Genomic DNA, 19,717 nt, shown 5'->3' with positions numbered 1-19,717 from the left:
GGCGGTTTCTTTTTTTATTCATTTTAAGCAGTAAAGTATGGCCTTGCCTGGTTGCCACAGTCAACATACATGTTGTATATTCCTAGGGTTCATGACCATAGGGGCGAACAGAAATCAGGCCATAAGGAAAAGATTAGCTCTCGTTAAAATAATAATATTTAGAGGAGAACCAAACAGTGATTCCCGATCCCGATGGTGCGCACCAGGAACTCGAATCGCGCTTTCAGTGCAAAGTGAATACTGTGTATGGTTCCACTGAAATCGGGTTGCCTATCGCGCGCGGCGTTCATGATCATTACCAACAAGATCCTGTGGGCGGGTGAGTCCCTTCTACCAAGTAAAAATCGTAGACGAGCACGATAATGAACTACCGGCAGGCCAGGTGGGCGAGATCGTTGTAAGGCCTAACCTCCCCTATCTGACGGCGTCGGGTTATATCGGCATGCCTGAAAAAACTGTCTATGCCTGGCGTAACCTCTGGCTTCATTCTGGTGACAATGGCCGCGTCGACGAAGATGGATGGTATTATTTTGAAGATCGAAAAAATGATTATATGCGTCGACGTGGAGAAAACATTTCGTCATTTGAGGTAGAATTAATGGTGGGCAAACATCCCGCGGTTTCTGAAGTGGCCGCCGTCGCTTATCCATCAAAGATCGGCGAAGACGAAGTCCGGGTATTTGTAATTGTTCGCGATGGTCACACCCTAACGCCTGAACAATTATTTTGTCGTTGCCGAGATGCGATGCCTTATTTTATGGTGCCGTGTTTTATCGATATTGTGAATGAATTTCCACGCACTCCGACTGCCAAAATAGACAAATACAAATTAAGGCAAATGCCGAAAACAGATACCAGCTGGGACTGTATACAAGCCGGCTGGACAGTATCTAAAGTTGGGATAACAAAAAACAGCGAGTCATAGCCGGAACCGGCGAAAACCCCCTATTGCTTGAACTTTTCATCCAGATATTTGCGGTATTTATCCCAAATATCTGGATCATCCACCATATCTAATCGATCACGAATATCATCCAGGTAACGTTCAAAAGACAACTCACACTGCATCCGATCACGCGCATCGTAAAGACGCCGTATCAACGCTTCAACCTCAATATCTTTAATAGCCATAGATCACCGATAAGAAAAAAGTTAACAGAAAAATCCAGCCCATTACCTTACCATATCCAGATTCATGTTTTTATTAGAATAAACATGAATCGATATTCCCTTCAAAAATAAACAAACCCCATACCAATAACCCACAACAAAATAGCCCGTAAACCTAAAAACAATCTGTTATCAAACAATAAACTAACGAGCAAATAATCTTAATACCATTAAGCTAGAACAAGCTTATTTTTTATTCTGTTTTCTCACTTTTCCTTTCTAACTTTTAGCTTAACCGCCACTTGTTTATCACCTAAACATACATCTTATCGCGGTTCAGCGTAAAACAGAAAAACCCGAACAAAACCCGAATATCATTCGTATAAATTTATGCATAGTATCGATAGTGAGCCTTGGATAACTCTCTATTTAAGAGAAGAGTCCAAAAGGTTACCATCCCTATTTAATACACAATAAAACGTAAAAGGCCCCCATGAATCCATTAACAAAAAATACTATTATGATTCTCGCCGCCTGGAGCGGCCCCGTTTTTGTTCTTACCTATCTAATCTTTTGGATAGGTTTAGGTCACAACCTGCCGCCACCCAACTTTATGGCGATGACAGGCGCGGAGTTAGTCAACGAGTACTATGGAAAATACACCGCTGACATCAAGCTGGGCATGACGGTGACGACCTTTGTAGGTCTATTATATTTACTGTGGTCCGCTTGTTTAGCGTCCATTATGGCCGAAAAATCAGGCCCCACGCTGTTCAGCAACCTTGAATTAGCTGGCGGCTTATTAACCGGATGGCTGCTAGCGTTTTGCCCTGCCATCTGGCTTTCTTGTGCTGTTTTTGTCAATGTAGTCGATCCCGATATCATTCTCATGGTCCATGGCTTCACCTGGTTCATGTTTGATATGACCTACATGATTACAGGCGTACAGCTACTGGGAATTGGTCTCTGGACAGTATTCCACAAGGAACAATCTTTCTTTCCAGCGTGGGCGGGTTGGTCTGCACTGGCTGTCGGGGTAATTTTCCTACCCTTAACCTTAATTCCCTATGTGACCTCAGGGCCATTTACCGTCGCAGGCATATGGAATTTCTACATCGTCTTTGGCACCTGGGGATTCATGTTTTTCTCTGTTTATAGCTATTACTTATTAAAAGAGCTAAACAGACAAAGACGCGAATTAATTGGCGCCACACACCGCACCAGCCACACTGAGCAATACCAACGCACTTAATGGCATACCCCTCAGGCATTAATGCCTTGTATGCACAATGCCTATTGCCCCTTCGGGTAATAGGCAATTTTTACTGATTTCCCTCCCCATTCTCGCTATAATTTCCTCTCAGCCAGCGGCTCCCTGCCCTTTCATTACTATAAACAAAGCTAATACACCATGAGAGAAAGCGATAAAAATTCGGGCAATCCGAAAATTTGGAAAAAAAAGCCGAGGCAAGATCGCTCAAAAAACACGGTAAACTGTATTCTTGAAGCCGCGCGGAAAATTTTTTCTGAATACGGGTTTCAGGAAACCAAGTCTGAGGACATCGCCAAACGTGCGGGAGTGGGAGTCGCTTCTTTATACGATTACTTTCCCAACAAGACTGCCATTGCCACAGCCCTGGTAGAAACTGTTACTTTCGACATCATCGATGATGTCAGAAATATTTTTTTGGTTAACACCTACGAAAGTGATAGTTTTCGAACAGGGCTTCCTATTGTTGTCGAAAGGATTTATGAGAACTACAAAAACAACAAAGATGTCCTAATCGTGTTAATTTCTGAAGTCCCTGATTTGAAGAATTCTCACCTCTACTCAATTGAGCGTTTAATTCATCAGGCCAGCCAAATATTTTTACGGATGTATTGGGATGAGATTCCAATTAATAACTTACACAAGGCTCATGCATTTATTAATTTGGTTTTCACAGCATCGATAAAAGAGTATATATCCACTCGAACACCGGAACTAAATGAAGACGAGTTTTTAAAGGAAATTACCGAATTAATTCTGACCTATCTAACCCAACCTCAGGGTAGCATTGAGTGACAAGCGCAACTGACACATCCCCGTGTCAAGTCACTACTTCTTAAAAGTTATACGTAAGTTCTATACCATAGGTCCGTGGCGGCGCCAGGAACAAGGATTTTGTCCCCAATGATGACGTATCTGAGATGTAGTTGGTATAAATTTCATCTTTTAAGTTCTTACCGAACAGTGAAACCTGGAGAGTTTCATCCACAGTAGTCAAACTTATACTCGCGTCATAGAGCTCATACTGACTCATCTCTGCACGGTTAAAGTCATCTCCTTTACTGCTATCCACAAACACATAAGACAACCGGGTATTGATACTGCCGATTCCATCCAACTCGGTAAAGTAGGTTAAAGCCAGGTTGCGTGTATTTTCAGGCACCATCGTAAAATCGAACGAACTGGCCGGGCGCCCAGTAGCAACCTCAAGGAAATCTGCGGTTACATACTGGGCATCTACCCAGCCATAACTACCTTCCAATGCCAACTGCTCGGTAATCAAAAACACACCTTCAAACTCTACCCCTTGGATCTCTGCTGTAGCCGCGTTCAAAATTTGCTGGCCACCGGATGCGTTCAACGCAGTGCGCTGCAAGTCATCAAACTCGTTATAAAACAGTGCCAGATTTAATCTCAAACGATTACCCATCCAGTCCGACTTCATACCTATTTCATAGGCATCAACCACCTCTTCATCGTAAGGCCCTGGCGTCGAGCTTGGATCTCTTGGATTGGTAACAAAAGTCAAGTCAGTGAAGCGAACATTATAACCTCCACTGCGGAAACCACGCGTATAGCTGGTATAAGCCATCAGGTTTTCATTCACCTGCCAGCTTACGCCGAGTTTAGGCGCGAAGTTGCTCCAGGTTTCAGAATCACTGAATACCGTTTCACAGTCATTTAATGATGCGTAATCTTCAAAGGGTGGACCAGACTGACTGGTACAGTCACCCGTTGCATTGGGATCGCCAATCACACCAATATCCCCATCTTTTTTCTCGGAGGTATAGCGCCCACCAAGGGTCAAGGTTACGGCATCGGTTAATTGAATATCTGATTGGGCAAAAAAGCCGTAAGTTGAGTGATCTATATGAGATGCACCACGTCGATCCAGTACCTGTGCAACTAAACGTCTTTCTCGATAATCGTACTCCTGTTCGAAGTAATACATCCCAGTGCTGAGATTAACATTATCCGATATATCTCCCGCCCAGCGAATTTCAAGACTTGATTGGTTTTGCTTCATTCCAGTGCCGGGCGCAAAGTGAAAACGAGCCGCATTAGGGTCGCCATCGATATCAAAATCCGCATTTTGTTCTAACTCACGGTAGCCTGCGACTGTGGTAACAACACCATTAGCCACATCGACATTCGCTTCCAGCGTCAGACTCTTCCACTCTAAGTCGTTTTCCCCATCTTTGGCCTGTGTTGACTCATTGTTACCGTAAGGGTTTCGCTCTATTCCATCCAAGTAAAAATTGCGGGTAGCATTACCATCAGCATTAACATTACCTACCTCCGCGATGGTGGTAATATCTAAAGCGTCAGACTGATAACGTAAAGCAGGACGGACGACCAAGGATTCATATTTACCAGCACCACCATTAGAATATTCTCTGTCCCAAAAATCACCATGAGACTTGGAAAGTAACGCCATTTTAGCGCTGAAGTTTTCGGTTAATGGACCACTGACACTTGCCATTACGTCCATGCGTTCATTTGACCCCAGGGTGGTTTTTACCTTTCCCTCAAATTCATCTGTGGGTCGTGCTGTACGCAATACCACTGCCCCACCCGTCACGTTACGTCCGAACAAGGTTCCTTGCGGGCCCCGTAGAATTTCTACCGATTCCACATCAAATAAATCAAACAGAACACCATAAATGGTACCGTAGGAAATACCATCAACGACAATACCAACAGCCGGGTCTGATGAAGGGATGGACTGACCAACAGTTCCCATACCCCGAATAGAGAAATTACCAACCCCCGGCAATAAAGGTGTCAAGCTGACATTCGGCGAGGTTAACCCTATGTCTGTCACGTCGACAGCAAACATGGCTTCCACCTTGTCACCCGAATAGGCAGAAATGGCAATAGGGACATCCTGGGATCTTTCGGCGATGGCTTTTTTCTGTGCAGTGACCAGCACCTCTTCGATCAAACGATTCACACCTTTTGCCGGTGTCTGATTGACTTGCTGCTGCGCTAGAACTAAAGGTGACATGAATAGTGTCGATGTAAACAAAGAAATAACAGGCCCTACCATTATATTTATTTTCATAGTAACCCTCTCCTCAAATATTTTAACGTCAAGAATATCAGTTAAACCTACTTCATCACCTCCTACCTGTTAAAAAAATCGCTTTTTGACCAACATAAAAAATCTATACAGTGGTTTTGATGAACTTTAATACAGCATCCTGAAAATCAGTATTTTTATCTCCAGCAATCATATGTCCAGCCTTATCGACTTCCACAAACTCCATATCTGGAATGATATCTGTTAGATGCTGAATGCCTTCTTCGTTAACCACATCACTTAGGGTCCCTTTGATTAAAATAGCTGGAATATCGATAGGCTCGTTTAAAAAACTCAATTCCATGTAAATCTTGTCCGTTTCGGTTGAGTCCATGAACGCGGGGTCCCAATGCCATATGTATCGGCCCAGTGAGTTTAACTTCAGATTTTTTTCGAGTCCGTCGAGGTTTGTAGGCTTCTTCCGATGCGGTAAATATTCCGCTATGGAGTCAGCCGCCTCGTCAAGTGAGAAGAACCCATCGGGCCTGCTTTGCATAAAATCACGGATGGGCTTGACTCCTTCGGGGTTGATTTTTGCCACCACATCAACCAGAACCATTGCCTTTATCGGATATTTCTTTGTTCCCGCCAAATAAAGTGAAACAAGGCCTCCGTACGAAGCGCCAACCAAAATGGGGGGTACATCCAATCCAGAAATTATCTTCTCAATATCCGCTGCTGCGGCTTGCAAGGAGTAATCCTGTGACGTCACCCAGTCACTGTCTCCATGCCCACGCATATCAACGGAGATAACAAAATGGTTTTGAGCAGCCAGGATCAACGCAGAATCCCGCCACGAATGTCGGGTTTGCCCGCCGCCATGCATCAATATAATGGGCTGTTTACATGAGTTACCGATGATATCAGTGGCAATACGATTATTTTCTGAACCTACAAAGCTGTACATGAACAACTACCTCACCAAACCACTCACCGATAAATTTCAGCCATTAAAAACAACAGAGTTACCAGCCCAACCCAGAGCAGAAAAAACCGGTAAACCTCTGTCTTAGCAAATTGTACTTCCATAAAATTGAGGCCAATCAAAGCCACTTTCAAACCCGAAACCAGGATAGCCACCAACATAAAATATGGACCAACTATTATCGACAACCCCCAGAGACAGAAGGTCGCAGCAACCAGGACCAACCAGGCTGCTGCCGGATGATTGAAAATTAATAGATTCATAACTACCTCAGCAAATAGAGCAACATAAATAGCATAACCCAGAGTAGGTCCACCATATGCCAGTAGATACCTATACTCTCGCCGACATCTTTACAATAATCCGGCGTCTTATAGCGCGCACTGACCCAAAGAAACAGCATAGAAAGTGCGACTAAACCTCCTATCACATGACAAAAGTGAATAAATGTGAGAAGAAAGTAAAAAGTATAGAACGTATTTTCTACAACACTGATACCTGCCGAAAACTTTTCATAATATTCATAAAGTTTTAGGATAGAAAATAGGACACCTAATGCAATCGACAATAGAAGTAAATTTTTAGCTTTGAGTGGATTCCGCTCTAATACACGCAACGCCATAACAAACAACCAGGAGCTGGTAATTAATACCAGTGTATTGATAAACCCGATGGTCTCATTAAGGCTCGCCTGACTTTTACTGAAGACTTCGATCGCTGCATGTCTTTCCAGCACGAACACCAGAAAAAACAAAAAGAAAATGGATAAATCGAGACAGACGAAAATCCAAATTCCTTTATCCTGAAACCGTTTTAAGGCAACATCTTCCATAACCTATTACTTTAAACAGACATCACATTAAAAATTCAACAGCTGAAGCAGTTGATTTCCCCCGGTCACATCAACAAATCAATGGGCAATCATTCCGCCATCAATCACATGCTCTTCAGCAGAGATGAAAGATGATTCATCTGAAGCGAGAAAAATCACCAGATTAGAGACTTCTGAGGGCTCCGCAAGTCGCCCCAGAGGGATCAAAGAGGCAGCCGCGCCGCCGTCTTCATCCGTCGCCGCTGCCATCATGGGCGTTTTAATAAATCCGGGATGAATAGAATTGGCACGTATGTTTTTACTACCATAGTCAACGGCCACCTGCTTGGTCATACCGCGGACAGCAAATTTGCTAGCAATATAAGCCAGATTGGGACACCCATAGATGGCAACCATTCCAGCGACAGATGAAATATTCACGATGGACCCGACACCGGCCTTGATCATTGAGGGGATTACAGCCTGCATGCCTAAAAAGACCGACATCTGATTTATATCACAAACCTTTCTATAGGTTTCTTCACTCAGTCCGTCTAAACTTTCAACAGGCCCCAGTATTCCGGCATTATTAACCAATACATTAACGTTCCCAAATGCTGCTTCAGCCTGACTGATCACGTTCTCCCAATCAGCTGCTGAAGTGACATCCTGCTGAATGAAAAGTGCATTTTCACCAATGTCATCCGCGATTTTTTGGCCATCGGTTATATTGAGATCGGTCATCACGACTTTGGCACCTTGCTCTGCCATCATCCTCGCGTGAGAAGCCCCCATGCCCTGCGCTGCTCCAGTTACGATTGCAACCTTACCTGATAATCTTGCCATCTCTGCTTCTCTCTTTATTATTTATCTTTTAGAAATTTATCGAACCCTTGAGCAGCATCATTTCGTTTATACCCTTCCTGAGTAACGTCAGTCTCCCATTGATAGGCTTCTTCGAGATTCATATTAAAGCCTTCGTAAACCAGCTGTTTTGTTCGCTGAACAGCCCAGGGGCTATAACCCGCTATGATTTTTGCCCATTCCATGGCTTGCTCCATTACTTTACTATCGTCAACTGCTATCTGCACCATGCCCATAGCGGCGGCTTCCTCACCGCCGACATATTTAGACAAAAGTAAGATTTCCAACGCCTTGCTGATACCGATAAGGCGTGGTAACAGTTGTGATTGCTGTGCACCTTGAACAGCGCCACGCTTTAAACCAGAAGAGCCGATTACCGCAGACTTGCCGGCAACACGCAGGTCGCAAGACAGAGCCAACGGAAAACCGCCACCGACCGCGTAACCATTAATTGCCGCGATAAAAGGCTTCCAAATACCCTTAGGGCGGGGAATTGGCGGTAAATCTGCTGCCCCCTCCCCAAACACACCAGCCTCTTTGTAAGCATCAATATCGCCGCCTGAACAAAATGCCTTACCACCCGCACCCGTAATAATAGCCACACGAATACCATCATCGTTAACGATACGCTCATAAGCCTGCGTTAGGCCTTCGCGCATATTGGCGTCTACGGCGTTATGTTTTTTCTGATTATCAAGAACAACAACGGCAATATGCTCTTCGACACTAAAATGGACCTGCCCCATGAACTCACCCCTTGCTTTTAATTAACAGACGCTAATTTCTGCCATTTACTAAAGAGTGGCTGCTGTAAAATTTGCTCAGCCAACTGGCCAGATTGCAACAATGCATCTATATTCACCCCAGTGGCATAACCCATTTCATTCAACATACCCATAACGTCTTCACTGACAACATTACCACTCATACCCACGTATCCCTGTTCAACCGATGCGGGCTCGCCACCCAGCCCTCCCAGACAACCATCAATGGATCTGACGCCTGCTGCAATAGAAGCCAAAACATTCGCCACGCCACAGCCGCGATTGTCGTGAAAATGCGCGATGTATTCCACATCTGGCCACGCGGCAATAAGCCGAGTAAACAAGCCATAAGCGCTCGAGGGGTTGGCCATGCCAGTGGTGTCGCCCAGCATGATCGTTTTTACGCCTATGCCTCTGAGCCAGTCGACCAAACCCGCTACTTTTTCGACGCTGACCTCGCCCTCAATTGGGCAACCCCACGCGGTCGCAACACACACCATGGGCCTGATATTCGCGGCCATTAGTGCTGATACCATGTCGGTGATCCGCTCTTTGTGAGTTGCGTGATCGCAGCGTAAATTTGCTAAATTGTGCGCTTCACTGGCGGAAATTGGCATCCCGCAAGTGGTTATCCGGTGGATAGCACTGTTCACAGCAATAAGACGTTCAACGCCTTTTAAATTTCCCGCTAACACTCGAATTTCTGCTTTGCCGTTAAAGCCTTCTAAAACCTGCTCAGCATCAGCAAACTGCGGCACTATATGAGGGGGAACGAAAGAGGTAACGTCAATTTCAGCAACACCGGCCGCATCGATGGCATGAAGCAACCGCAGTTTGTCTTCCGTATCAAGGGTGACAGGCCATCCCTGAATACCATCACGCAACAAGAGCTCGCAAAACTTTAAGTGTGTGCTGTTAACCACTTGGCTTGAAAGAAATGACATATCATAGTACCGCGATAGGGTTTACAGGGCTGCCTACTCCGCCAACAATAGGTAATGGAGACACCATCAAAAGAAAATCATGACGCGCACTGATAGCCAACGCCTCCAAATCCAGTAGCTCCATAAAAACCACCCCAAAATTGCGCATTAATGCAACGTGCATTGGCGCGGCATTACAAGCCAATGGCGACGGACCAAATTCGACGGCGATATTGTCCGCGGCCACTAATGCAAACCCTTTCTCATTAATCCAATCGGCGCAATCCGGGTCCAGCCCTGCCCACAAGGTTTCTTTTGCTTGGCCGTTACGCCAGCGCTGCAGCCAACCGGTACGAACAATCAGCGCATCGCCCGACTCAGCTTGCAGCTCAGTTCGTTCATAGGCCAGCTGCAATTGCTCAACGCTTATAGCCACATCTTCAAATTCGCAGGGGCCATCAGGGCCGGCAAAATCCAAAAATATACCGCGCGTAACTATCGGCCCCATACTTTCTATCGAGCACTTGCTGGCACCGCGGCTAGTTACCTGATTGCAGGAATAACCATTCCACATCTTGCCGTCAGACCAAACATGAGCCAAAGCATCTATATGAGTCGTTCCGTGCGTAGGCAGTATCACAACATCGTCAGCATACCCGAACCCTTTTTCCTTTAGCCCGGCGCAATAATCGCCCCCATCGCGCGTCATAAAATGTTGTGGGTTAGCTCTCATTCCTGCAATCGGGCCCTTACTACTAAGCGGGATAGCCAGTGGCAGACTGTGGCCGGCTTTAACCGCGGCGATCCCACGCTTAGTAGCCGCCACATCGATTCGATTCAGGGCGCCACGTTGATCGTCCTCACCCCACTTACCCCAGTTGTTTCTAGAAACCTTATCGACCATTCTGCTACTCCCAATATGGCTTGCGCTTTTCCGAAAATGCCGTCATGCCTTCCTTTGCATCTGGAAAAGTTGCATTGACTGACAAGGCTGCCTCCAGCATACGTAATCGGGACTCCATATCATGGTTCAACACGGTATAAAATGCCGTTCGGCCCATATGGACAGACTGCGGGGCTGTTGAGCACAGTTCTTTTACTAAAAGGTCGATCGTATTATCAAGATCATCGTGCGCCACCAAATCTGAGACAAAACCCAGTCGATGCCCCTCTTCAGCCGAAACACGCCGTCCTGTTAACATCAATCTTAGTGCCACCTTCGGTGGCAAAGCGTGCAAAATTGGTACTGTGATCATATAAGGCCAAAGTCCGACCTTCACCTCCGGAATACCAAAAACAGCCTTCTCGCTAGCGACGACAAAATCGCACGCCAATGCGACACCCATTCCTCCAGCCAAACAATATCCTTGAACCTTTGCGATCGTTGGCTTACCCAATGTCCACAAGGCGCGAAACAAGGAAGCCAATTTGGCTTTGCTGTAATGAGCCATGTAATTATCAGCGTCTTCATTCATTTGCTTAAGATCACCACCTGCACAAAAAGCCTTATCACCCGCTCCGGCCAGCACCACCACACGGACCGAGTCATCTTTCTTGGCTTTACGCAGCCCACGTAACAGGCCATCAAAAACGTCATCAGACAATGCGTTTCGCTGTTCAGGACGGTTGATAGTCAGCGTTGCAGTACGATTAGCGACTGCATATAAAACAACACTCATGGCTACCCTCTTCTATGTTGGAAGCACGGCTTAAAACTTTATCTGATACACTAACTGAGACAAAAACCGTGACAAAATGCAACATGCTCGTTACAAGTACACCCCAATAGTAATAAGCTATACAGTATATACTAGAGCAATGTTAAACACATATGTTGTATTTATTGGCCAGGATAGCCAAATTATCGAAACATGACAATGATTAGTTGCTGGTTTAGAATTGCCGCCGTAAACAAATCTTTGAGCCCAACATTTTTCACGCACGCTAGCCTCAAAGGGCCTATAGGCAGCTAACCGGTACAACCACTCAGGATGACACACCTCAATGAGTAAACTGAAGTCCCGCAGAAAATCCCGCGCCGAAGCCGGCAAAACGCTTTACAACGATCGCAAAGACATAATTCGTCAGGCAGCCGGTAAAATATTTTTGAAAAAAGGCTTCCTCGCCACCAAATTGAATGATATCGCCGAAGAAGCCAAGATGGATCGAGCGAGCCTTTACTATTATGTTGGTTCGAAGCAAGATCTTTACGAAGACATTTTTTCTACTGTCGTAGGCGATAATATTAAGTTGGCTAAGGCCATCTCGGAAGAAGACATTCCAGCACCTGAAAAACTGGCCAAATTAATGACAGCCCTTATGGCTTCGTTTGAAGACAAATACCCCTACTATTATATTTTTGTTCAGGAAGACCTAAAAAAAATTGAGTCAATGCAAGACCCGAAAAATGATAAGTGGCTAAAAACCAGCAAAGAACTTTCGAAAGAATATTTCGACATAGTAAACGGAGTCATCACGCAAGGCATGGAGAGTGGCGAGATTCGATCATTGCTCCCGCCCCGTCTTATCGCCCATTCACTGATTGGAATGATGACCTCATCATCGCAATGGTTTCGCCCAAACGGCATTATGACATCAAAGGAAATCGGTACCGCCATGGCAAAGATGGTATTAGAAGGCCTTAGTAATGCAAAATAACGCCGGCAGAGCGGACAAAAGAGCGGTCAACGCTCTTTTGTCGTTACTCAACTAAGCGGCGTTAATTGGCGTAATTATGGACTGAACCTCAACATACGCGCTTAACCCCTCGTCGCCGCATTCACGCCCAAGACCAGACATTTTCATTCCGCCAAAAGGCGCTGCCATATCCAGTGTGTGAATATTAACACCCATGCTACCGGCGCGAATTTGTTGGGCTAATCGAACGCCCCGACCAGGATCAGAGGTCCAAACACTTCCCGCCAAACCGTACTCAGAGTCATTAGCAATTTTTAAGGCGTCCACATCATCTTTATACGCAATCAGGCAAAAAACCGGTCCGAAGATTTCTTCTCGTGCGATACGCATGGTATTTTTAACCCCTGTGAAAATTGTTTTTTCAACATAACACCCTTTCTCATACCCAGAAGGCACACCACCACCTAACGCAACAGTCGCCCCCTCTTCCATACCCAATTTTAAATAAGCCAGTACCCTATCTTGATGTCGCTTACCCGCTAACGGCCCAACAAAAACGTCCGGGTCCATAGAGTCGCCAAGTGGTAAATTCTTAAATGCCTCAACAATACCCTGGCTAAGCTCTTCATACCGGCTCTCGGGCAAAAGAATTCGAGTTGGCGCACTGCAAGCCTGCCCATTTAAAAACGCCATGGTTGGCGCTAACACCACCAAGCACTCCTCAAGATTAACGTCATCCAGTAAGATCGCTGCCGATTTACCACCCAACTCCAACGTACACCGCTTCATGGTATCGGCGCAGACCTCCCCCACCTTTCGTCCTGCAACTGTACTGCCGGTCAAAGACACTTTATCAACTCCAGGATGGCCGACCAAATACTCGCCAACATCTCGCTCGGCGGCCACAATATTTAATACACCCTGAGGCAAACCGGCTTGTCGAAAGGCCTCAGCCAATGCACAAAAGGACAGCGGTGCGTCTTCAGAAGGTTTTAAAATGGCCGTACAGCCCGCCATCAACGCAGGCGCCAGTTTAAGGGCCGCCACAATTAATGGGCCATTCCAAGGTACGATAGCCGCCACCACGCCGACAGGTTTTCTTTCCACCAAGATTTCAAAGCCTTGATTCATTACATCGTAGGTGGGGCGCTTTTCTGACCATGGAAATTTTTCGGCATTCTTGGCGTAATATTCCCAGATATCAAAACACCTTGGCACCTGTACCGCCAGCGACTGACTAATAGTGCAGCCCATTTCCTGCGTGATGGTATAAGCGATATCATCACAATGCTCACGTAAGTAGGCCATCGCTTTCAAAATGATCTCGCCGCGTTCAGTGAAGCTCATATGCGGCCACGGGCCTTTATCGAAAGCCTGCCTTGCCGCCGCCACGGCCTTATCGACATCGTCATTGACGGCAGCAGGTACGCGGCCAACTGCTTCCTCTGTGGCAGGATTTATTGCCACCAACCAATCATTCCCTTCAGAAGCAATCCAATCGCCATTGATAAACATGGCTTCTTTAATATCGATCAGTTTCATTTTATCCAGCTGATCTTGTGTCACATCACAGAATTTCATCACCGGGCTCCAATTATTTATTTTTTATTTATGAGCACATTAACTCATTACTTTTCTTCACTGGCTTCAACGCCACCGTCTTTAGTGAGCGCCTCATTCGCACGCATCCTGATGTAGTGCTGCAAAGACACAATATCTTCATCAGACAACTCATAAAACTGAGGCATTCCCCGCTCTTTCAGCACACCATCACGGGTGATACTGACCATGGCTTCAAATGACAGCGGCACACCCGACGCTCTTAAATCCGGAGCACCACCACCTGATACCGCTGCCGGGCCATGACAAAGAAAACAGACGGCATTAAAAATATCTCTACCCGCCAACGCTTTTTTGTCATCGACAACGAAATTACTGGCAGCCAAAGGCTCTGGGCTCTGGGTTGAGCCTGTATGAGGCATTTCAAGCTGGCCACCTAAAGCAAACACCATCAAACGCTTAGGTTGTTCGCGAGAAGGCATACGGATAAACCCAGCATTAGCATTCGCGGGAGGGCCACCCAAGCCTACAGTCACCGCAATATATTGTTTGCCATCGGCCATAAAACTGATAGCAGGGGCAACACTCGGACCGCCTAGATCGACACTCCACACCTCATCACCGGTTAACGCGTTGCGAGCAACAAAACGCCCATCAACCTGATTTTGAAAGACCAGATCAGTTTCCGTCACAAAGGTAGCGCCATTGACAATCGCGGGGGTAGGCACATCCCAGGCAGCCTGTTTCTTTACCGGGTCCCACGCCAACAAGTGACTGGAACCCACCTTGTCTGAAGGCTCCATTTCAAATGCAGAACCCACCCCAGTATTCATCTGAATCTTTTCTGTCGCCTTCCACGTCTTAAGATTTATTCCTTTTTGAGTATAGAATCCCGGCAGTTCAATAATTGGCACATAAACCAATCCGGTTTTTGGGCTAAACGACATGGGTAGCCACGTGTGCGCACCAAACCCACCCGGCCACATAAAGGTATCTTCTGTTTCAAAACGCATACCTGGGTTTTCAACCGGACGTCCGGTTTCCAGATCAATTTTTTCAGCCCAGGTAACTTTGGCTACCGGATCCGCAGAAATTAATTCGCCCGTCACCCGATCCAGCACATAAAAAAAGCCATTTTTGGGAACTTGCATCAACACTTTCCGGTCTTTGCCGGCGAGCTTCAGATCAGCCAAGATCATTTCTGTGGCGGCATTGTAATCCCAGGTTTCGCCCGGATTGATCTGGTAATGCCAAATGTATTCGCCGGTACTCGCATCCACCGCAACAATAGAACACAAGAACAAATTATCACCGCCCCCTGGGCTACGAATTTTTTGATTCCACGGCGAACCATTACCTGTACCCAAGTAGATACGATCGAGTTCTTTATCATAGGTCATGGCATTCCAGACGGTTCCACCACCACCATATTTCCACCACTCACCCGCCCAGGTTTTAGCCGCCATTTCCATAGCACTGTTTTCAAAACCATCGGCTGGATTACCAGGGACAGTATAAAAACGCCATAATTGTTCACCGGTATTTTCATCATAGGCGGTCACATAACCCCTAACCGGGCCATAATCAGCCCCGCCATGACCAATAATCACCTTTCCATCAAATACACGCGGTGGCCCCGTTATGGATCTTGCATCATCCGGTTCAACGGTCATTTGACTCCACAACAATGCACCCGTCTCGGCATTAATCGCCAACAAACGCCCATCGGTGGTTCCCCAAAGGATTTTTCCGTTGGCATAGGTTATACCTCGAGACCCCCACCCAATTCGTATTTTGTCGGGATTATTGTTTGCCACTTCTGGATCATATTTCCACAATAATTTGCCTGAGGCCGCCTCTACAGCATGTATAACCGACAACCCCGCAGAGAAATAAATAATCCCATTCGCAGCAACCGGTGCAGAAACAACGTGAGGATAGGCGGAAAGGTCAAAACTCGATACCAAGCCTAATTGATCAATATTATCAGGCGTAATTTGATTTAACCTGACAAACCGAGTTTCATCGCTGTCCAAGCCAATACCCGGCCAATTATAGGTGTTAGCTGCACTGTGCTGCGGTACCACCTGAGAGGAACCTTGATAAGCACCCTTTTCAGCTTCATCACAGCCAGACAACACCATTATAAAAACAACCGATAAAACAAAGTGGTATGCTTTTTTTACGCTACCGATACTGCACATCGCTCTACACTCTTATTAATTTTATTATGGAGAACCAGATAACCCCCTTAGAGGGGCTTGAAAATATAGCTATAATTTAATTTCGTTTAAATCTGCAGTTAACTGTATTGCAAGAAATCGCGAGAAGATACGAGCATCAATGAGCGCCCCTCCCATAATCCACAAATTTTCCTGAGCCGTTTTCTTCCACATATTACGCATCATGTGGTGTTCGTCAAACCCCCATATCGGGCCGAGCCGATCGGCTACGTCATCTCCAAGGATTCTGCGATTGTTTTCCTGCATGTTATTAAAGCCGGTGGCCATCACCACTAAATCCAACGGTATTATCGTACCGTCTTTAAGGCGCAATCCCTCAGCAACAAACTGATCCTGATCACGAGTATGAGTGATCTTCACACGACCATCAATAATCATTTGTGAACAGCCCACATCAATGTAGTAACCACCTTCTCCACGCAAATACATCATGTGGAAACCAGTACCATCCTCGCCGTAATAGGTTTCAAAGCCCGCCGCATTCAAACCGTCAATCAATTCTTTATCATTGACCGCAGCACGCTTCATCATCCACTTATAGGTATCTTCCAATACAGGATAAGGAATCGAAGTCGACATTAAATCGATATCTTCCACGGCGATACCTTCGCGATATATCCGGAAAACATTGGTAGCCGTCGGCTCAAGGCTCACCACACAGGTTGGACTGCGTTGCGACATATAGACATGATTAGCTTCATTAACAACCAAATCCTGAGCGACATCATGCCCACTATTACCGGTGCCAACGACCAGGCAATTCTTTCCTTTATACTCCGCACCCGTAGTGAAGTCATTAGAATGAATAACTTTACCCTTAAAATTTTCTATTCCTGGTAACTTGGGTATTTTAGGAATAGAACCACTAACACCGGTAGAAACGACAAAATGTTTACAAGAGAGCTCTTGTTCAACGCCATTTTTTTCCATTTTCAACGTCCAGCGCTTTTCCTGTTCGTCAAAAGTTGCCGCCAGCAACTTGGTAGAGGTCCATACATTGACCTCCATAGAATCAGCATAACTCTCAATCCAGTTTGCCAACTTATCCTTAGATAGCCACACCGGGAAAGAAGGTGGGAAGGGAATAAAGGGCATGTGATTCCCCACCACCTCGTTATGCAAGGTGAGGGAATGATAGCGATTACGCCAGGTATCGCCGATCCGACCCTGCTTTTCCAAAACCAGCGCATCAACCCCCATCAATCCAAGCCGAGCCCCCAGGATCACCCCAGCATGGCCCGCACCCAGGATCACTACCTCTGGGTCTCTATCTGAAAAAGAACGCCTAATATCGCGCATCTGCTTCCAGTTTTCTTTAATTTTATACTGTGAGAACTCATCACCAACCGGCCGACGATCATCAATCGTTTCTTCATGCCCTGTAAGCTCCTGCAGAGTTGTCAGGATATTCCAGATCTTTGAATTGAATGGATCCTCTTGATTAACATGGATCCGCACACAGCCTTCACCCTGACCCAACTTATGGTCAAAATCAAAATAGCCCTCAATGATGGGCTTAGCACTGCGTTTTACCAAGCGAGGTTTTTGACCACGCTTAGCATGACGCACATTGGTGATTTCGGCTTTGGCTAAATGCTCTTCCAGTACAGAGCGAATCTGATCGGTACCCGTTAGGGTTGGGTAATCCCACGTTAGCGCCAATATATCTTTCCAGTAACAATTATCATCAAAATAGCTGATAATGGCTTCGATATTTTTGTTTTCCAAGGCAGCACCAAACCCTTCCAGCCAGCTTGCAAAGACAGCCTCTTCATCCACACCTTCCAATTTAAAAGCCTTATTATCTTTTTGCACTTGCCCGTTCATTTGTATTCTCCAGGTAGAAACTTTATTGCTGCCTTATCAATAATTGAAAAATCACGCGGCCAGAATGATTCTCGGCATATCACAGGTAAAATTTATACCTCACAGACACATTTGTCAACACAAGTGTTGTATTTTAAAGCTTTCAGAAAAACGCACTATTGGCAAACAGAGCAAGCAACTGTTTTACCTGTCGGCACTACTCAACCGGCAGCGCCAGTCCATTTAACATATACCAAAAGAGCATATATCTCATTGTTTTATATCAAAATAGTAAAATAGCATCCGACAACAAAGGATATAGAACCAGTAAATAATAGACGCAGAATCGAGCAATAGAGCTAAAACAGAAGCAAGAAGACAGGGCACACAATAATAGCTATTACGACGATAATGTTGCACAATTTGACGATTGTTTAGACACATGTCAGAAAAAGATTACTTACCATGAATTCAACAAAAATTATTTTAGTAGGTGAAGGCACTGCTGAACCCACCACAGGCTTTCAATTAGCCAGAAATTTTTTTCCAAACGATAACGTGACTTTTTATTTTGGCGTAAGGCGAACAACTGAGGGGCTAGAGCAACTTGATATGCCCGACACTAAGGTTGTTGCCAACTTCCCCGGACGCGGCATGCGCGATATTACCTGCCCAATATCAGTTTGCAGCCTATCCAGTTATGCCGTTCACCGCGCCATAATATCCGGCAGACTCAAGCCTGACGCCGTACTAGTGGTAGCAACCCCGCCAGACGATAACGGTATACGCTCTATAGGGACGGCTAACGGGCCGATTGCGGCAGCACTTAAAGAAGCACCTGTCATTTTTATTGAGGAGTTTTCCGATCTGAAAGTGATCCCAGGCGCACCCACCATTCCTGGCGACCGAGAAATACAGGTTATTTCCCACAAACCTGCCGCCTTTACTGCACTTTCACGCCGCCCTGACGAAGCAGATATTATTATCGCCAGACATATTGCCTCACTCATTCCTGACAGTGCGGCCATTCAGTTGGGCGTTGGCGGCATCATTGAAGCGCTAAGTCAAACACTCATAAACAAAAAGGACCTTATAAGTATATCTGGCGCCATAGGGAGCGCCATTCGCCAGCTTGATGAGCAAGGCAGCCTAAACCCTCATCACAAAATCTATGGTAGTTCCTTGGTCGGGGATGACGAATTAATTCAATGGGCGGAAAACCACCCTCTCATTGAACTGTTACCTTCTGATAAAATTCACAACCCTCGCTGGCTGGCTCAAACACCTCACTTTTATTCGATTAATATTGCAATCTCTGCCGACCTTGGCGGGAACATTAATGCCGAGACCATTGCTGGAAGACACATTTCTGGCAAAGGTGGCTCACCTAGCTTTTCCAAGGGTGCACACCTAAGCGAAAACGGCTTATCAATTTTTGCCCTGAGAACAGACAAGGAAAACACACTGGTAAATTACATTGAAAAGCCCACTGTGCACGCTCGATTTGTTGACTGTCTTGTTACCGAGAAAGGCGTCGCCATCCTTAAAGGGAAAAGCTCGAAAGAGCGGGCAACGCTCATACAATCAATTTTCCCACATTGAAACCAATAAACGACGGAACTTACTCCCTTCTAAAAGCCAAATGTAGAATAAAATAATTCCTTATTTAGAAAAGCAACACTACAAATACAAACAAAAAAGCCCGCATAACTACGGGCTTTT

Annotated in this window: 18 protein-coding genes; 5 read left to right on the top strand and 13 right to left on the bottom strand. The window is 45.8% G+C overall.

Going from position 1 to position 19,717, the window contains the following annotated elements; genetic code table 11:
- The first annotated feature begins 319 nt into the window (after positions 1-319).
- Complete coding sequence (locus ACGHM3_RS11280; RefSeq protein WP_345416344.1) at positions 320-925, top strand: AMP-binding enzyme; 606 nt, start codon at positions 320-322, stop codon at positions 923-925.
- Between the two features lie 20 nt (positions 926-945).
- On the opposite strand, the gene ACGHM3_RS11275 is transcribed toward ACGHM3_RS11280, so the two are convergent.
- Positions 946-1,131 carry a hypothetical protein gene (locus ACGHM3_RS11275; RefSeq protein ID WP_345416347.1) on the bottom strand — a complete coding sequence of 62 codons (186 nt, stop codon included), beginning with the start codon at positions 1,129-1,131 and terminating at the stop codon, positions 946-948.
- A gap of 472 nt (positions 1,132-1,603) precedes the next feature.
- On the opposite strand from ACGHM3_RS11275, the gene ACGHM3_RS11270 reads away from it, so the two are divergent.
- Positions 1,604-2,362: a hypothetical protein gene (locus tag ACGHM3_RS11270; RefSeq protein ID WP_345416350.1), complete on the top strand. Its 759-nt coding sequence runs from the start codon at positions 1,604-1,606 to the stop codon at positions 2,360-2,362.
- A 159-nt stretch (positions 2,363-2,521) separates the two neighbouring features.
- Positions 2,522-3,175 carry a TetR/AcrR family transcriptional regulator gene (locus tag ACGHM3_RS11265; protein WP_345416353.1) on the top strand — a complete coding sequence of 218 codons (654 nt, stop codon included), beginning with the start codon at positions 2,522-2,524 and terminating at the stop codon, positions 3,173-3,175.
- Between the two features lie 40 nt (positions 3,176-3,215).
- On the opposite strand, the gene ACGHM3_RS11260 is transcribed toward ACGHM3_RS11265, so the two are convergent.
- From ACGHM3_RS11260 to ACGHM3_RS11220, 9 genes are all read right to left on the bottom strand, one after another.
- Positions 3,216-5,444, bottom strand: coding sequence for a TonB-dependent receptor (locus ACGHM3_RS11260; RefSeq protein WP_345416356.1), 2,229 nt, complete (start codon positions 5,442-5,444; stop codon positions 3,216-3,218).
- A gap of 103 nt (positions 5,445-5,547) precedes the next feature.
- Positions 5,548-6,369 carry an alpha/beta hydrolase gene (locus ACGHM3_RS11255; RefSeq protein ID WP_345416359.1) on the bottom strand — a complete coding sequence of 274 codons (822 nt, stop codon included), beginning with the start codon at positions 6,367-6,369 and terminating at the stop codon, positions 5,548-5,550.
- A gap of 23 nt (positions 6,370-6,392) precedes the next feature.
- Complete coding sequence (locus tag ACGHM3_RS11250) at positions 6,393-6,650, bottom strand: hypothetical protein (RefSeq protein ID WP_345416362.1); 258 nt, start codon at positions 6,648-6,650, stop codon at positions 6,393-6,395.
- A gap of 2 nt (positions 6,651-6,652) precedes the next feature.
- Complete coding sequence (locus ACGHM3_RS11245; protein ID WP_345416365.1) at positions 6,653-7,219, bottom strand: cytochrome c oxidase subunit 3; 567 nt, start codon at positions 7,217-7,219, stop codon at positions 6,653-6,655.
- Between the two features lie 78 nt (positions 7,220-7,297).
- On the bottom strand, positions 7,298-8,044 hold the full coding sequence (locus tag ACGHM3_RS11240; RefSeq protein WP_345416368.1) for a glucose 1-dehydrogenase: 747 nt from the start codon (positions 8,042-8,044) through the stop codon (positions 7,298-7,300).
- 17 nt (positions 8,045-8,061) lie between these two features.
- Positions 8,062-8,808, bottom strand: coding sequence for an enoyl-CoA hydratase/isomerase family protein (locus ACGHM3_RS11235; protein WP_345416371.1), 747 nt, complete (start codon positions 8,806-8,808; stop codon positions 8,062-8,064).
- A 17-nt stretch (positions 8,809-8,825) separates the two neighbouring features.
- Entirely contained in the window at positions 8,826-9,770 is a 945-nt protein-coding gene (locus tag ACGHM3_RS11230; protein ID WP_345416374.1) for a hydroxymethylglutaryl-CoA lyase, read from the bottom strand.
- Between the two features lies 1 nt (position 9,771).
- Positions 9,772-10,653, bottom strand: a complete 882-nt coding sequence (locus ACGHM3_RS11225; protein WP_345416377.1) for a cyclase family protein — start codon at positions 10,651-10,653, stop codon at positions 9,772-9,774.
- A 4-nt stretch (positions 10,654-10,657) separates the two neighbouring features.
- On the bottom strand, positions 10,658-11,428 hold the full coding sequence (locus tag ACGHM3_RS11220; protein ID WP_345416380.1) for an enoyl-CoA hydratase-related protein: 771 nt from the start codon (positions 11,426-11,428) through the stop codon (positions 10,658-10,660).
- Between the two features lie 325 nt (positions 11,429-11,753).
- Between ACGHM3_RS11220 and ACGHM3_RS11215 the strand changes: the two genes are divergently transcribed.
- Positions 11,754-12,407 carry a TetR/AcrR family transcriptional regulator gene (locus tag ACGHM3_RS11215; protein ID WP_345416383.1) on the top strand — a complete coding sequence of 218 codons (654 nt, stop codon included), beginning with the start codon at positions 11,754-11,756 and terminating at the stop codon, positions 12,405-12,407.
- A 51-nt stretch (positions 12,408-12,458) separates the two neighbouring features.
- On the opposite strand, the gene ACGHM3_RS11210 is transcribed toward ACGHM3_RS11215, so the two are convergent.
- The 3 genes from ACGHM3_RS11210 to ACGHM3_RS11200 form a co-directional block, all read right to left on the bottom strand.
- Positions 12,459-13,967: an aldehyde dehydrogenase gene (locus ACGHM3_RS11210; protein WP_345416386.1), complete on the bottom strand. Its 1,509-nt coding sequence runs from the start codon at positions 13,965-13,967 to the stop codon at positions 12,459-12,461.
- A gap of 47 nt (positions 13,968-14,014) precedes the next feature.
- Complete coding sequence (locus ACGHM3_RS11205; protein WP_345416389.1) at positions 14,015-16,150, bottom strand: PQQ-dependent dehydrogenase, methanol/ethanol family; 2,136 nt, start codon at positions 16,148-16,150, stop codon at positions 14,015-14,017.
- Between the two features lie 69 nt (positions 16,151-16,219).
- Positions 16,220-18,016 (bottom strand): NAD(P)/FAD-dependent oxidoreductase, encoded by a 1,797-nt coding sequence (locus tag ACGHM3_RS11200; RefSeq protein WP_345416392.1) that lies wholly within the window; start codon positions 18,014-18,016, stop codon positions 16,220-16,222.
- A gap of 444 nt (positions 18,017-18,460) precedes the next feature.
- Here ACGHM3_RS11200 and ACGHM3_RS11195 point away from each other — a divergent pair, with 444 nt between their 5' ends.
- Complete coding sequence (locus ACGHM3_RS11195; protein ID WP_345416395.1) at positions 18,461-19,597, top strand: acetyl-CoA hydrolase/transferase C-terminal domain-containing protein; 1,137 nt, start codon at positions 18,461-18,463, stop codon at positions 19,595-19,597.
- The last annotated feature ends 120 nt before the right edge of the window (positions 19,598-19,717 follow it).

The sequence above is a fragment of the Halioxenophilus aromaticivorans genome (assembly GCF_042850945.1).
GTDB classification, from domain to species: domain Bacteria; phylum Pseudomonadota; class Gammaproteobacteria; order Pseudomonadales; family Cellvibrionaceae; genus Halioxenophilus; species Halioxenophilus aromaticivorans.
The sequence above is the reverse complement of the archived record's forward strand: the minus strand, read 5'-3'. Positions and strand labels throughout refer to the sequence as shown.

Excerpts from the sequence above, each read along its gene's own strand:
- ACGHM3_RS11275 (WP_345416347.1), bottom strand. The coding sequence starts at position 1,131 with ATGGCTATTAAAGATATTGAGGTTGAAGCGTTGATACGGCGTCTTTAC.
- ACGHM3_RS11270 (WP_345416350.1), top strand. The coding sequence starts at position 1,604 with ATGAATCCATTAACAAAAAATACTATTATGATTCTCGCCGCCTGGAGC.
- ACGHM3_RS11265 (WP_345416353.1), top strand. The coding sequence starts at position 2,522 with ATGAGAGAAAGCGATAAAAATTCGGGCAATCCGAAAATTTGGAAAAAA.
- ACGHM3_RS11260 (WP_345416356.1), bottom strand. The coding sequence starts at position 5,444 with ATGAAAATAAATATAATGGTAGGGCCTGTTATTTCTTTGTTTACATCG.
- ACGHM3_RS11255 (WP_345416359.1), bottom strand. The coding sequence starts at position 6,369 with ATGTACAGCTTTGTAGGTTCAGAAAATAATCGTATTGCCACTGATATC.
- ACGHM3_RS11250 (WP_345416362.1), bottom strand. The coding sequence starts at position 6,650 with ATGAATCTATTAATTTTCAATCATCCGGCAGCAGCCTGGTTGGTCCTG.
- ACGHM3_RS11245 (WP_345416365.1), bottom strand. The coding sequence starts at position 7,219 with ATGGAAGATGTTGCCTTAAAACGGTTTCAGGATAAAGGAATTTGGATT.
- ACGHM3_RS11240 (WP_345416368.1), bottom strand. The coding sequence starts at position 8,044 with ATGGCAAGATTATCAGGTAAGGTTGCAATCGTAACTGGAGCAGCGCAG.
- ACGHM3_RS11235 (WP_345416371.1), bottom strand. The coding sequence starts at position 8,808 with ATGGGGCAGGTCCATTTTAGTGTCGAAGAGCATATTGCCGTTGTTGTT.
- ACGHM3_RS11230 (WP_345416374.1), bottom strand. The coding sequence starts at position 9,770 with ATGTCATTTCTTTCAAGCCAAGTGGTTAACAGCACACACTTAAAGTTT.
- ACGHM3_RS11225 (WP_345416377.1), bottom strand. The coding sequence starts at position 10,653 with ATGGTCGATAAGGTTTCTAGAAACAACTGGGGTAAGTGGGGTGAGGAC.
- ACGHM3_RS11220 (WP_345416380.1), bottom strand. The coding sequence starts at position 11,428 with ATGAGTGTTGTTTTATATGCAGTCGCTAATCGTACTGCAACGCTGACT.
- ACGHM3_RS11215 (WP_345416383.1), top strand. The coding sequence starts at position 11,754 with ATGAGTAAACTGAAGTCCCGCAGAAAATCCCGCGCCGAAGCCGGCAAA.
- ACGHM3_RS11210 (WP_345416386.1), bottom strand. The coding sequence starts at position 13,967 with ATGAAATTCTGTGATGTGACACAAGATCAGCTGGATAAAATGAAACTG.
- ACGHM3_RS11205 (WP_345416389.1), bottom strand. The coding sequence starts at position 16,150 with ATGTGCAGTATCGGTAGCGTAAAAAAAGCATACCACTTTGTTTTATCG.
- ACGHM3_RS11200 (WP_345416392.1), bottom strand. The coding sequence starts at position 18,016 with ATGAACGGGCAAGTGCAAAAAGATAATAAGGCTTTTAAATTGGAAGGT.
- ACGHM3_RS11195 (WP_345416395.1), top strand. The coding sequence starts at position 18,461 with ATGAATTCAACAAAAATTATTTTAGTAGGTGAAGGCACTGCTGAACCC.